Source organism: Paucibacter sp. KCTC 42545 (genome assembly GCF_001477625.1).
Classification (GTDB): Bacteria; Pseudomonadota; Gammaproteobacteria; order Burkholderiales; family Burkholderiaceae_C; genus Paucibacter_A.
Genome location: NZ_CP013692.1, coordinates 2,526,591 through 2,538,915, shown reverse-complemented (window position 1 = coordinate 2,538,915; position 12,325 = coordinate 2,526,591). Strand labels below are relative to the sequence as shown.

At 63.8% G+C, this 12,325-nt stretch carries 11 protein-coding genes; 6 read left to right on the top strand and 5 right to left on the bottom strand.

What is annotated here, in order from left to right; genetic code table 11:
• Positions 1 to 16: 16 nt before the first annotated feature.
• Positions 17 to 580, bottom strand: a complete 564-nt coding sequence (locus AT984_RS11035; RefSeq protein WP_231741671.1) for a molybdopterin-dependent oxidoreductase — start codon at positions 578 to 580, stop codon at positions 17 to 19.
• 50 nt (positions 581 to 630) lie between these two features.
• Positions 631 to 1,974 carry an argininosuccinate synthase gene (argG, locus tag AT984_RS11030; RefSeq protein WP_058720136.1) on the bottom strand — a complete coding sequence of 448 codons (1,344 nt, stop codon included), beginning with the start codon at positions 1,972 to 1,974 and terminating at the stop codon, positions 631 to 633.
• A 238-nt stretch (positions 1,975 to 2,212) separates the two neighbouring features.
• On the opposite strand from argG, the gene AT984_RS11025 reads away from it, so the two are divergent.
• A complete protein-coding gene (locus AT984_RS11025; protein WP_058720135.1) occupies positions 2,213 to 3,934 on the top strand; it encodes a long-chain fatty acid--CoA ligase in 1,722 nt (573 codons plus the stop codon).
• A 30-nt stretch (positions 3,935 to 3,964) separates the two neighbouring features.
• Here AT984_RS11025 and AT984_RS11020 read toward each other — a convergent pair whose 3' ends face one another.
• The 3 genes from AT984_RS11020 to AT984_RS11010 all read right to left on the bottom strand — a co-directional run bounded on the left by AT984_RS11020 (position 3,965) and on the right by AT984_RS11010 (position 7,609).
• Positions 3,965 to 4,831: a DUF924 family protein gene (locus AT984_RS11020; protein ID WP_082679957.1), complete on the bottom strand. Its 867-nt coding sequence runs from the start codon at positions 4,829 to 4,831 to the stop codon at positions 3,965 to 3,967.
• A gap of 40 nt (positions 4,832 to 4,871) precedes the next feature.
• On the bottom strand, positions 4,872 to 6,974 hold the full coding sequence (locus tag AT984_RS11015; protein WP_082680332.1) for a prolyl oligopeptidase family serine peptidase: 2,103 nt from the start codon (positions 6,972 to 6,974) through the stop codon (positions 4,872 to 4,874).
• A gap of 74 nt (positions 6,975 to 7,048) precedes the next feature.
• Positions 7,049 to 7,609 (bottom strand): YaeQ family protein, encoded by a 561-nt coding sequence (locus tag AT984_RS11010; RefSeq protein WP_058720134.1) that lies wholly within the window; start codon positions 7,607 to 7,609, stop codon positions 7,049 to 7,051.
• Positions 7,610 to 7,683: 74 nt separating this feature from the next.
• On the opposite strand from AT984_RS11010, the gene AT984_RS11005 reads away from it, so the two are divergent.
• The 5 genes from AT984_RS11005 to AT984_RS10985 all read left to right on the top strand — a co-directional run bounded on the left by AT984_RS11005 (position 7,684) and on the right by AT984_RS10985 (position 12,123).
• Positions 7,684 to 7,956 carry a hypothetical protein gene (locus tag AT984_RS11005; protein ID WP_058720133.1) on the top strand — a complete coding sequence of 91 codons (273 nt, stop codon included), beginning with the start codon at positions 7,684 to 7,686 and terminating at the stop codon, positions 7,954 to 7,956.
• A 156-nt stretch (positions 7,957 to 8,112) separates the two neighbouring features.
• A complete protein-coding gene (locus tag AT984_RS11000) occupies positions 8,113 to 8,805 on the top strand; it encodes a hypothetical protein (protein ID WP_058720132.1) in 693 nt (230 codons plus the stop codon).
• Positions 8,806 to 8,915: 110 nt separating this feature from the next.
• Entirely contained in the window at positions 8,916 to 10,991 is a 2,076-nt protein-coding gene (locus tag AT984_RS10995; RefSeq protein WP_058720131.1) for a M3 family metallopeptidase, read from the top strand.
• Positions 10,992 to 11,018: 27 nt separating this feature from the next.
• Positions 11,019 to 11,774, top strand: coding sequence for an SDR family oxidoreductase (locus AT984_RS10990; RefSeq protein ID WP_058720130.1), 756 nt, complete (start codon positions 11,019 to 11,021; stop codon positions 11,772 to 11,774).
• 67 nt (positions 11,775 to 11,841) lie between these two features.
• Positions 11,842 to 12,123 carry a hypothetical protein gene (locus tag AT984_RS10985; protein WP_058720129.1) on the top strand — a complete coding sequence of 94 codons (282 nt, stop codon included), beginning with the start codon at positions 11,842 to 11,844 and terminating at the stop codon, positions 12,121 to 12,123.
• Positions 12,124 to 12,325: the final 202 nt, after the last annotated feature.

The window sequence follows — 12,325 nt, the reverse complement described above, 5'->3', positions numbered from 1 at the left end:
CTGGGGCGGCGCCTGGCTAGCGAATCACCAAGGCCTTGAGCTGCCAGACCGAGCGGCTGTAGAACAGCGAGCTGCGCAGCTCAGGCTCGGTATCGAAGGGGTAGATGATGAATAAGGGGCCTTTGTCTCGCAAGGGCATGGTTTGATCATCCATCAGCCTGGCCACAATCACCTGATGCCTGAGGGCATCCTCCACCGGAATGCTGACCTTGTAGTCATTGATGGCGATGGCTTCCAGGCTCTTGCCATCCGCACCGGCTGCCGCCAGCACATCGCGCAAGAGCGGGCCGGTGAATTTGCGCGGCTCGGCGTACCACGGCGTTTTGGTCTTGAAGCTGTGCTGCGGCAGGGCGGCCAGCATGGCCATGTCGAACACGGCGCGGTCCTGCGCGTTGGGGCGCTGGAGCTTGCCGCTGAGGGTCAGCACGATGCGACCCTTGGGCTCGGCCGTCCGCCCGGAAGCGGCGGCGGAGGCACTGACCCAGCCCGCCGGAGCCGGCGGGTCTTGTGCCAGTGCCAAGCTCGCAAAGCTGGTGAAGGCCAAGCTAGCCAAGCCCGCCAACACAGCAGGCCCGGTCAAAAGCAACCGGGCCGCGCCGCTTGGCTGCGCGGAACCGCCCCGCGCGCGCATCAGTTGTCGCCGCCGTCTCGCTTGAGTTGGGGCAGGTTGCTGCCCGAACCTGCTGTCAGCAAACCGACCTGGGCATAGGTAGTCAGCTTCTCGCGCGTGTCCTTGATGTCCAGATTGCGCATGGTCAGCTGGCCGATGCGGTCCTGCGGCGAGAAGGGCGCGTCTTCCACTTTCTCCATGCTCAGACGCTCGGGCTGATAGGTCAGATTGCTCGAGACGGTGTCGAGGATGGAGTAGTCATTGCCACGACGCAACTCCAGCGTCACTTCGCCGGTGACGGCGCGTGCCACCCAACGCTGTGCGGCTTCGCGCAGCATGATGGCTTGCGGGTCGAACCAGCGGCCTTGGTAGAGCAGGCGGCCGAGCTTGCGGCCGCTTTCGCGGTATTGCTCGATCGTGTCTTCGTTGTGGATGCCGGTAACCAGGCGCTCGTAGGCGATGAACAGCAAGGCCAAGCCAGGGGCTTCGTAGATGCCGCGGCTCTTGGCTTCGATGATGCGGTTTTCGATCTGGTCGCTCATGCCCAGGCCGTGGCGGCCGCCGATGCGGTTGGCTTCCAGCAGCAGGTCAACGGGGTTGCTGAAAACGATGCCGTTCAGCGCCACCGGTTGGCCTTCTTCGAAGCGCACCGACACGGTTTCGTGCTTGACGACCACGTCTTCGCGCCAGAAAGCCACGCCCATGATGGGGTTGACGATCTTCATGCCCGAGCTGAGGCTTTCCAGGTCCTTGGCCTCGTGGGTGGCACCCAGCAGATTGGAGTCGGTGGAGTAGGCCTTCTCGGCCGACATCTTGTAGCCGAAACCCGCCTTGGTCATGAAGGCCGACATTTCGCTGCGGCCGCCCAACTCGTCGATGAAGGCCTGGTCCAGCCAGGGCTTGTAGATCTTCAGCGCGGGGTTGGTCAGCAGGCCGTAGCGGTAGAAGCGCTCGATGTCATTGCCCTTGAAGGTGGAGCCATCGCCCCAGATATTGACATCGTCTTCCTTCATCGCAGCCACCAGCATGGTGCCGGTGACGGCGCGGCCAATGGGCGTGGTGTTGAAGTAGGTGATGCCAGCCGTGCTGATGTGGAAGGCGCCGCTTTGCAGGGCGGCAATGCCTTCGTTCACCAGCTGCGCGCGGCAGTCCACCAAGACGGCCTTCTCAGCGCCGTACTGCATGGCCTTGCGCGGAATTTCGTCGTAATCGGGTTCGTCGGGCTGACCCAGATTGGCGGTGTAGGCGTAGGGAATGGCACCCTTGTTGCGCATCCAATGCAGGGCCGCGCTGGTGTCGAGGCCGCCGGAGAACGCGATACCGACCTTCTGGCCGGCGGGGATGTGCTGAAGAATGGTGGACATGGGCTGTTGGAGTGAAGTGCTGGCGGGCATTTTCAGGCAAATTTAGGGCTAAACCCGCATCGGGCTGTTTTTGGATCGTTTTCAACGTGGTTCAAATGCGATTTCCGTGGCGCCGGCGTGGTTTCAGGCTGAATGTGTTTGATGCTGTGTCCCCTGCGGCGGCGGCTTTGTCTCGCTAGCGACAGCTGCTAGCGCGCGGCTCCACCCAGAATCGGCACAAACACAAGGAGACCGACGAATGCCCGCAGACGCTCTGATTTCCCCGCAACAACTGGCTCAGCGCAGCCACTGGCCACGCCGTCTGCCGCGTGAGTTGCAAGTGCCACAGACCTCCTTGTGGTTCAACCTGGAGGTGTCGGCCAAGCGCTTCCCCGATAAGGCGGCGACGATTTTTTGCGGCCAATCATGCAGCTACGCGCAACTCAAGGCCCAGGCCGAAGCGCTGGCCGGCTGGTTGCAGGCCCAGGGCGTGCAAGCGGGGGACCGCGTCGCCCTCTATATGCAGAACTGCCCGCAGTACCTGGCGGCCTTTTACGCGGTGAACCGGGCCAATGCGGTGCTGGTGCCGGTAAACCCGATGAACCGGGCCGAGGAGTTTGGCCACTACATCAGCGACCCCGCCACCAAGCTGGTGATCTGCAGTGCCGAGTTGGCCGGCATTGTTCACGCCGCCAATCAGGCCTTGCCGCAAGCCCAGCGCGTCAAGGCCGTGCTGGTGGCGCACTATGGCGATGCATTGCCGGCGCAGGGCATCCCGGCCGAGCTGGCCGTGCCTGAAATCTTGCAGCAGTTCTTGCAAGCCCGGCCCGATTTGCCCGCCATGGACGGGCTGACGCTTTGGGGCGATGCCCTGGCCCAAGGCCTGCGGCCCGGCCCACACACGGCCGGCCCGGATGATCTGGCCTTGCTGCCCTACACCTCGGGCACCACCGGCCTGCCCAAGGGCTGCATGCACAGCAATGCCACCTTGATGGCCAATGCCTGCGGCGGTGGGCTGTGGGGTTATGCCTCGCCCGAAGCGGTGGGCCTGGCTGTGGTGCCCATGTTCCACATCACCGGCATGTTGTACGGCGTCTTGGGCCCGGTGTTTCAGGGCATGACCATCGTCATCATGCCGCGCTGGGATCGCGAGTTGGCGGGCCGTTTGATCTCGCGCTACCGGGTCTCGCACTGGACTTGTGTGCCGACCATGATCATCGACCTCTTCGGCAGCCCCAATTACAAGAGCTTCGATTTGAGCAGCCTGGTCTACCTCAGCGGCGGTGGTGCGGCGATGCCGCAGGCGGTGGCGGAACGCCTGCAGCAAGAGTTCGGCCTGACCTTTGCCGAGGGCTATGGCTTGACCGAAACGGCCGCGCCTTCACACGCCAATCCGCCCGAGCGGGCCAAGCTGCAATGTCTGGGCATTCCCATCTTCGGGGTGGATTCGCGCATCATCGATCCGCACACCTTGACGGAGCTGCCGATCGGCGAGGTGGGCGAAATCATCACCCACGGCCCCATGGTGTTTGGCGGTTACTGGCAGCAGCCCGAGGCGACGGCGGCGGCCTTCATCGAGATCGAGGGCAAGCGTTTTTTCCGCACCGGTGATCTCGGGCGCATGGATGAGGAGGGTTACTTCTTCATCACCGACCGGCTCAAGCGCATGATCAATGCCAGCGGCTACAAGGTCTGGCCCTCGGAAGTGGAGATGCTGCTCTACAGGCATCCGGCGGTGCAGGAAGCCTGCATCATCGCGGCCAAGGACGCCTATCGCGGCGAGACCGTCAAAGCCATCGTCGTGCTGCGCGCCGAGGCGCGGGGCAATGTCAGCGAAGAAGACATCATGGCCTGGGCGCGCGAGCATATGGCACTCTACAAAGCGCCCAAGCAGCTGGCCTTTGCCGATAGCCTGCCCAAATCGGGTTCAGGCAAGGTGATGTGGCGGCTCTTGCAGGAGCGCGAGGAGCACGGCGCTTAAGCCTCCTATTTTGTCCTCGCCTGGGATGGCTTAGAAACCCGCCCCCGGCTGGGCCAGATAGTCCAACTCCGCGGCGCTGGACTCGCGCCCGAGGATGGCGTTGCGGTGCGGGAAGCGGCCGAACTGCCGGATCACCGCCTCATGCTTGCGGGCATAGTCCAGCGCGCCTTGCAAGCGAGGGTCAAGTCTTGCCTGCTGCTCGAACTCGGCCACGCAGCGGGCTTGCATGGCGGCGTCTTCGGCATGCTCCAGCGGCATCAGGGCGAACCAGCGCTGCAGGGGCGGCAGTTGCTCGAAGCCGCTGCTGCGTTCGCTGTCTAGCAAATGCAGGGCATCCGCTAGGGCCAGCGTATCGCCCGCGAAACTGCGGGCCTGGCCGCGAAAGACGTTGCGGGTGAATTGGTCCAGCAGCAGGATGCGGGCCAGGCGGCCTTGCGCCGTGGCGGCCCAGTCCTGCAAGCCGCCGGCCATGGCGGCTTCAATCAGCGTGCTGAAACGCGCGCTGATGTCGGCGTCGGTCGCTGCGCTTTTGGTGAACCACAGCGAGCGAACCTGGTCCTCGTCCGCGCTGCCCAGGGCGCCGAACCAATAGTTCAGCACCGCCTGAATGGGTGCTGCCAGCGTCAGGCGCTGCCAGCGTGCCTGGCGGCGGATGAAGGCCGCCACATAGCTGCAGGCGGGCACGACTTGCATGCCCTCTTGCGTAGCGGCCCACTGCAGGCCATGCGTGACCAGCTTGGCCGCCAGGCCGCGGCCTTCCAATGCGGGAGGCACACCGGTGTGGTGAAAAATCAGCTGGCTGGCGCTGCGTTGGTAGTCCAGTTCAATGGTGTGGCCATCGATCTGGGCATGAAAGCGGCCCAGCGCCGGGTCGTGCTGAATGTGCAAATCACTCATGGCCTGATCCTATTGCGTCTTGCTTTTTTGCTTTGCCGACTCAGCGTTTGAGCTGCTGCCACAGATAGGCGTATTCCATCGCCTGCAGGGTGGCGCGCTGCTCGTTGTCGGCGGCGCCGCCATGGCCGCCCTCGATGTTCTCGAAGTACAGCAGATCGTGGCCCTGGGCCTGCATCAGCGCCGCCATCTTGCGAGCGTGGGCGGGGTGGACGCGGTCATCACGGGTCGAGGTGGTGAACAAAACCTTGGGGTACTTCACGCCCTTTTTGACGTTTTGGTAGGGGCTGTACTTGCGAATGAAGTCCCATTCCTCGGCCTTGTCCGGGTCGCCGTATTCGGCCATCCAGGAGGCGCCGGCCAGCAGCTTGTGATAGCGGCTCATGTCCAGCAAAGGCACTTGGCAGACCACGGCGTTGAAGAGTTCGGGGCGCTGCACAAAAGTGGCGCCCATCAGCAAGCCGCCATTGCTGCCGCCCATGATGCCCAGGTGCTTGGGCGCGGTGACTTTGCGCTTGATCAGGTCTTCGGCCACGGCGATGAAGTCGTCATAGCTGCGCTGCTTATTGGCCTTGATGGCGGCCTGGTGCCAGCTAGGGCCGAACTCGCCGCCGCCGCGGATATTGGCCAGCACAAACACGCCACCGCGTTGCAGCCAGGCACGGCCGCGGCCGCCCGAGTAGCCGGGCTGCATCGAGGCTTCGAAGCCACCGTAGCCGTAGAGCAAGGTGGGGTTCTTGCCATTGGCTTTGGCGCCGGCGGGCCAGACCACGAAGTAGGGCACGCGGGTGCCGTCGCGGCTGGTGGCAAAGAACTGCTCGGCCTTCATGCCGCCGGCGTTGAAAAGCGGCTCGCGGCTTTTCAGCGCTTGGCGTTCATCGCTGCCGGCTTGGGCCAGGTAAAGCGTGTCGGGGGTCAGGAAGTCCGCGTAATTGACCAGGTAGTTATTGGCCAGTTCGTCTTGCGGCAGCTCGTTGTCATGCAGGCTGGCCAGGCTCAGGGTGCCGGGGAAGGGGGCTTTGATCAGGCGGTGCGTGGGTGTTGCACCGGTGAAGCTCCATTCCTCCAGTCGGCTGGCCACTTGATCGCTGACGTTCAGGATCAGGTGCTTTTGCGTCAGGGTGTAGCCGGCCAGTGAGCGGGTGGCGGTGGGCGCGAACAAGACTTGGAACTGCGCACGCTCGCCGCGCAAGAAGGCAGCCGCATCGGTCAGCAACAGGGAGCCGGCGCTGAATTTTTGGGGGCCGACTTGCCAGTCGCTGCGTGGCTCGATCAAGAGCTTGTCGCCCCAGAAATGCGGCTGCGCATCGCTGGGCAGGTCCAGCTTGACCAGCTTGCCGTCTTGCAGCAAAAAGCTGGCCTGGTTGTAGAAGTCCAGCGCGCGGCTGAACAAGGTGCGGGGGTAGCCGGGCGCGTGGTCCACCATCACGCCGGCCGCCACGTCTTGGGCCTCGCCTTCGAAGACGGTGGTGGCTGCGCTCAGCGGTGTGCCACGTTGCCAGCGCTTGATGACGCGCGGGTAGCCGGAATCGGTCAGGCTGCCGGGGCCGAAATCGGTGCCCACGTAAACCGTGTTGGCATCCATCCAGTCCACCGAGGACTTGGCCTCGGGCAGTACAAAGGCTTGCTCGCTGACGAAGGTTTTGGTCTGGGTATCGAACTCGCGCACCACATGCGCATCTGCGCCACCGCGCGAGAGCGAAATCAGGCAGCGCCGGTAGTCGGGGCCGAGGCAGCTGCTGCCGGCGTAGACCCAGTTTTCTTTCTCGGCTGCGCCCAGGGCATCGATGTCCAGCACCGTTTCCCATTGTGGCTGGGCCTTTTGGTACTCGGCCAGGGTGGTGCGGCGCCACAGGCCGCGCTTGTTCTGCTCGTCTTGCCAGAGGTTGTACAACCAGGGGCCCATGCGCTTCACATAGGGAATGCGGTCCTTGGCGTTGAGCACGCCGGCCAGATCCTGGCGCAGGCCTTTGTACTCGGGGCGTGACTGCAAGACCTTGGCGCTGACGGCATTGCGCTCACGCACCCAGGCCAGGGCGCGCTCGCCTTGCACTTCTTCCAGCCATTGGTAAGGATCGGGGCTTTGCTGCACAGCCGGTGCGGCGGTGGGTGAACTCGCTTGAGCCATGGCAGTCTCCGTGAACATCAGGGTCAGGCCGGCCAGGGTGAGGCTGGCGAAGGCGGAGGCGAAGGAAGAGGTCAAGGCGATTGTGGGTTTCATCATTCCTGCGGGCGCTTGAGCGCGATGGGGTTGATTTCAATCGAGTCGGCGGCCGTGGAGACATAAATGCCGCCATCCTGCACCGTCACTTGCAGCTGCATGGTGCGTTGCGCCAGCTTGGCCAGGGCTTGCGACTGCTCATGCGGAATCTGCCAGACCGACAGGCGGTTCAGCCGCGTCAGCTTGGATTCGATATTGGCCCACCAGATCGGTGTGCTGTAGGCAAAGCCGTAGACGCTGACATGGCCCGAGCGGCCATGGGCTTTGAGCAGGCGGCGGTCATCGGGTTGGCCGAGGTCGATCCAATGCTTGATGTCACCGGTCAGGTCGCGCTGCCACAGCTCGGGCTCATCGGCGTCGGCCAGGCCCTTGCTCAGCTCCAGCTGGCCATTCAGATCATCGGCCTGCACATTCAGGGCGAAGGCCAGGATGCGGATCATCATGCGCTCGTCGGTTTCCGAGGGCTGGCGGGCGATGGTCAGATTGTGTTCGCCGTAGACATTGCGGTCCATGTCGGCGATTTGGACTTGGGCTTTGTGGATGGTGGCCTTGATTGCCATGTGGGCGCGTTTCTCTGGTGGTGGTCGGCGGGGTGGCGAATTATCAACCCAGGCGATGAGGGACAATCCAGGCCATGAGCATGAAGAAAACCGACCTCGACCGCCTCGCCGGCCTGAAACTTGATACCCAGATGCGAGGTGCGCCTGTTCCCGGCCGCTTTGGCCAGGGCGCGGCCCAGTTGCCGGACCGCAAGGAGCAGCGCCGCCTCGACAGCGCCGCCGGCCTGGTGCCCTTCGCCTGCAAGCTGCCGGCCGAGCTGACCCAGACCCTGCGCGACAAGGCCGCCAGCCATGAGGGCGGCATCAATGCCCTGGTGGCCGAGTTGCTCCGCAAGGGCTTGCAGTAAGCCGCGGCGTGACGGCGGATGCGGCGATGGCCGCACCCCGGTGTCACGCTTTGTTGCACGCCTCTCGCACAGCCCATTCGCCCTGCGTGGCATGATGGGCGCCTGATTTTTTGTCCGCACCCCCATCCACAGGGTGCATTCAGCCGAGTCTCCACCATGAAACTTCTCGCCCTCTCTCTCGCCCTGGCCCTGGCTTTGCCCGCATCGTTCCAGGCCGTGGCGCAATCCAATGTCACGACCAACCCGAACGCCAAGGTTGACCCGAAGAACAACAAGGTCGGCAAGCCGGTGGTGGAAAAGCCCAAGCAAAAAGTCATGAGCCGCGACGAGTTGCGCGCTTGCATGGCTTTGTATGAGGCCAATACCCAAGAAGCCCTGTCCATCAAGGAAGCCCAGCAGGTCTACAAGGACCAGAGCGTGGCGCTGAAGAAGGAAAAAGAAGAATTGAACGAGGCTGACAAGGCCTACATGGCCGAAGTCGCCGAGTTCAAGGCCGAGCGCGAAGGCATCTTGAAGATGAACGACGAGATCAAGGCTGCCGCGCCCAAGATGACGAAGGACGAGCTCGAAGCCAAGCGCAAGGAATATGAAGCCCGCGCCGCTAAGTTTGACGCCGCCGCCGCCCCCGTGATTGAGAAGGGCAAGGCGCTGGAAGCCCGCCGCAAGACGTTCTCCGACAAGGTGGACCCCTTCAACGCCAGCTTCAAGGCCCTGGAAGAGCGCACCGAAGCCCACCTCGACAAGATCGACAACTGGAAGGCCGAGTGCGGCAACAAGGCCTACGACGAGGCCGACGAAGCCGCCATCAAGAAGGAACGCGCTGCTGCCGCCGCTACGGCGCCGAAGTAAGCGAGTGAGCTTCTTTCCGGTCCAATGAGCCGAATGGGCGCCAGGCTTTGCAGCTGGCGCCTTTTTGCTTTTTGGGCAGTCCATTTTTCACGTCATCCCGCCATCACGCCATGAGCCCCAACCCCGCCTCCAATCCCTTGCTGCAAGACTGGGCCGCCCCGCTGGGCTTGCCGGACTTTGCGCAAATCCAAGCCCAGCATTTCGCTCCGGCGTTTGAGATCGCACTGGCCCAGCACCGGGCCGAAATTGACGCCATCGCGGCGCAGACCGAAGCGCCCAGCTTTGCCAATACCTTGGCGAGCTTTGACCGCAGCGGCCGTTTGCTGACCCGGCTGGAGCATTTGTTCGGCACCTTGGCGGCTTCGGCCACCTCGCCAGAGCTGCAGGCCGCCCAGCGCGCCCTGGCCGCCCCACTGGCCGCGCACAGCAGCTGGACCTATATGCACGCCGGCCTGTTTGCGCGCGTCGCTACTATTTATCGCGAGCGCCAGAGCCTGGGCCTGTCCGCCCAGGAGCTGCGTTTGCTGGAGCGTGTGCACCTGGACTTCGTGCGCGCCGGCGCCCAGCTGGGTGCTGCTGAACAGCGCCGTTATGCCGAGGTGATGGGACGCCTGGCCGAGCTCAATACGCAGTTCGGCCAGAACGTCTTGGCGGATGAAACCGGCTACCAACTGGTGCTGGACGGCGAGGCCGATCTGGCCGGCCTGCCGGACTTTGTGCGCCAGGCTGCGGCGCAGGCGGCCGCCGAACGTGGGATTGCGGGCAAGGGCGGCGTGGGTGGCGCGCATGTGATTACTTTGTCGCGCTCCCTGATCGTGCCCTTCCTGACCTTCAGCGAGCGGCGCGATTTGCGCCAGCAAGCCTGGGAAGCCTGGGTGAGTCGCGGCGAGCATGCCGGCGCCAGCGATAACCGCACCATCGCGCAAGAAATCCTGACCCTGCGTAATGAGCAAGCGCGCCTGCATGGCCATGCTTGCTACGCTGACTACGCCCTGGCCGACACCATGGCCGGCAGCCGCCAAGCGGTGCTGGGCTTGCTGGACCAGGTGTGGGAGCCCGCCAAGGCCGCCTGCGCGCTGGAGCAAGAAGCCTTGGAAGCGATGATGCAAAGCCTGGGTCATGCCTTGCCCTTGCAAGCCTGGGATTGGCGCTTCTACGCCGAGAAGGTGCGCAAGGCCAAGTACGACTTGGACGAGGCCGAGGTCAAGCCTTACTTCCCGCTGGATGCGATGGTGCAGGCCTTGTTTGACTGTGCCGGCCGTTTGTTTGGCCTGAGCTTTGTGGACCAGCCGGGCATCAAAGCCTATCACCCCGATGTGAAGGTCTACGAGGTGCGCGGCGCTGATGGTCAAGCGCGCGGCCTCTTCGTGCAAGACAACTTCGCACGCAGCATCAAGCGCAGCGGCGCGTGGATGAATGCTTTGCGCTGGCGAGCCCGCAACGGCCTGGATTGCCTGCCCATCATTCTGAACAATAACAACTTCGCCAAGGGCGCGGCGGGCGAGCCCACGCTGCTGAGCTTTGACGATGCCCGCACCTTGTTCCATGAGTTCGGCCACGGTCTGCATGGCTTGCTGTCTGACGTCGAGTTCGAGCGGCTTTCCGGCACCCAGGTCTTGCGTGATTTTGTCGAGCTGCCCTCGCAGATGTTCGAGCATTGGATGGCTGAGCCCGAGGTGCTGAAAAAGCATGCGCGGCACTACAAGACCGGTGCGCCGATCCCTGAAGAATTGCTGGCCAAGCTCAAGGCGGCGGCGCTGTTCAACCAGGGCTATGAAACGGTACGTTACACCGCCAGCGCCTTGGTCGACCTGGCAGCGCATTCGCTCACCGACGCGCTGGGCCCCGAGGTCGTGGCTTTCGAGGCGCAAACCTTGGCCGCCTACGGTCTGCCCGCAGCGGTGGGCCTGAATCACCGGCTGACGCATTTCCAACACCTGTTCTCGGGCAGCTCTTACGCCGCCGGTTACTACGTCTATATGTGGGCCGAGGTGCTGGAGATGGACGCCTATCAGGCCTTTGTAGAGGCAGGGAGTATCTTCGACCCCGTCGTGGCGCAGCGCTTGCTGGAAACGATTTACTCCAGCGGCAACAGCCGCGAGCCCGGCGAGGCCTTCCGGGCTTTCCGCGGCCGCGATCCGCAAGTGGCGCCCATGCTCAAGGGCCGGGGCTTGTTGCAGAACTAAGAAACTCAAGAGGGAAGGGCGGGTGCGATGAGCACAGTGAGCAAATTTGCCTTGGTGACAGGCGCCGGTTCGGGCATTGGCCGGGCCGTGGCTTTGGCGCTGATGCAGGCGGGCTACCGCGTGGCCCTGGTCGGGCGCCGCGAGGCGGCTTTGCGCGAAACGGCGGCCTTGGGCGCCCAGCTGGATCAGGCCCTGGTGCTGGCGGCGGACATCAGCCAGCCGGCAGCCGTGGCGGCGGTGTTTGAGCAGGTCCGGGCGCAGTTCGGCCGCCTCGATCTGCTCTTTAACAATGCCGGCCTGTCGGCGCCGGCGGTGCCGATTGACGAGCTCAGCTTCGACCAATGGCAGGCGGTGATCGATGTCAATTTGAGTGGCAGTTTTCTGTGCGCCCAGGCCGCCTTCACGCTGATGAAGGCGCAGCTGCCGCGTGGCGGCCGCATCATCAATAACGGCTCGGTCTCGGCTCAGGCGCCGCGGCCCAACTCGGCGCCCTACACGGCCAGCAAACATGCCATCACCGGCCTGACCAAGTCGCTGGCGCTGGATGGCCGCGCCTTCGACATCGCTTGTGGTCAGATCGACATCGGCAATGCCTTGACCGAGATGGCCCTGCCGATGACGCGCGGCGTGCGCCAGGCCAATGGCCAGATTGCCGTCGAGCCGACCATGGATGTGGCTCACGCCGTCAGCGCCGTGCTGTACATGGCCAGCCTGCCGCTGAGTGCGAATGTGCAGCAGATGACCGTGATGGCCAGCCATATGCCCCTGGTGGGCCGGGGTTGAAATTGGCGGTGCAGCCCTCAATTGAGGAGTTTTGGGGCCTGCAAGAGGGCGAAAGGGGTAGAGCGAGATGATTTCTTCAGTGCTGAGTTTGTTGACGCGATTGGTCCTGGGTGTGGCCACCGCGGTGCTGGTACTCGCCTTTTTCGCGCTGGCCTTGTTCACGCTCTTGGGGGTGGTGATCTGGAGCCTGCTGCGCGGGCGCAAGCCGGTCATTGATGTCTCGGGCCTGAAGCGCGCCGGGCAATTCCGTGCCGGGCGCGGCCCGATGTCTGCGCGGCGCGAGCCGGTGGGCGAGGTGGTTGATGTTGAGGCTCGCGAAGTGCCCACGCCGGGATCACGTCTGAACTGAATTGAACTGAACTGAGTTCGCCAGCGCGAGCTGGCTAGAGCCCTGGCGGCACATCGATCGGGATGATCGGTGTGCCGCCTTTTTTCTTTGGGCAACTTGGCAGCAGAACGGCTCAGTCGATGTAGGGCCGGTGCTGCAGGCGATCGTAATCATGCCGGGTGTGCTTCTATACAGGCGCTGCAACGCAAGTACTTGATCCCGC

Coding starts and splice junctions, on each gene's coding strand:
- argG (WP_058720136.1), bottom strand. CDS start 1,974: ATGTCCACCATTCTTCAGCACATCCCCGCCGGCCAGAAGGTCGGTATC.
- AT984_RS11025 (WP_058720135.1), top strand. CDS start 2,213: ATGCCCGCAGACGCTCTGATTTCCCCGCAACAACTGGCTCAGCGCAGC.
- AT984_RS11020 (WP_082679957.1), bottom strand. CDS start 4,831: ATGAGTGATTTGCACATTCAGCACGACCCGGCGCTGGGCCGCTTTCAT.
- AT984_RS11015 (WP_082680332.1), bottom strand. CDS start 6,974: ATGTTCACGGAGACTGCCATGGCTCAAGCGAGTTCACCCACCGCCGCA.
- AT984_RS11010 (WP_058720134.1), bottom strand. CDS start 7,609: ATGGCAATCAAGGCCACCATCCACAAAGCCCAAGTCCAAATCGCCGAC.
- AT984_RS11005 (WP_058720133.1), top strand. CDS start 7,684: ATGAGCATGAAGAAAACCGACCTCGACCGCCTCGCCGGCCTGAAACTT.
- AT984_RS11000 (WP_058720132.1), top strand. CDS start 8,113: ATGAAACTTCTCGCCCTCTCTCTCGCCCTGGCCCTGGCTTTGCCCGCA.
- AT984_RS10995 (WP_058720131.1), top strand. CDS start 8,916: ATGAGCCCCAACCCCGCCTCCAATCCCTTGCTGCAAGACTGGGCCGCC.
- AT984_RS10990 (WP_058720130.1), top strand. CDS start 11,019: ATGAGCACAGTGAGCAAATTTGCCTTGGTGACAGGCGCCGGTTCGGGC.
- AT984_RS10985 (WP_058720129.1), top strand. CDS start 11,842: ATGATTTCTTCAGTGCTGAGTTTGTTGACGCGATTGGTCCTGGGTGTG.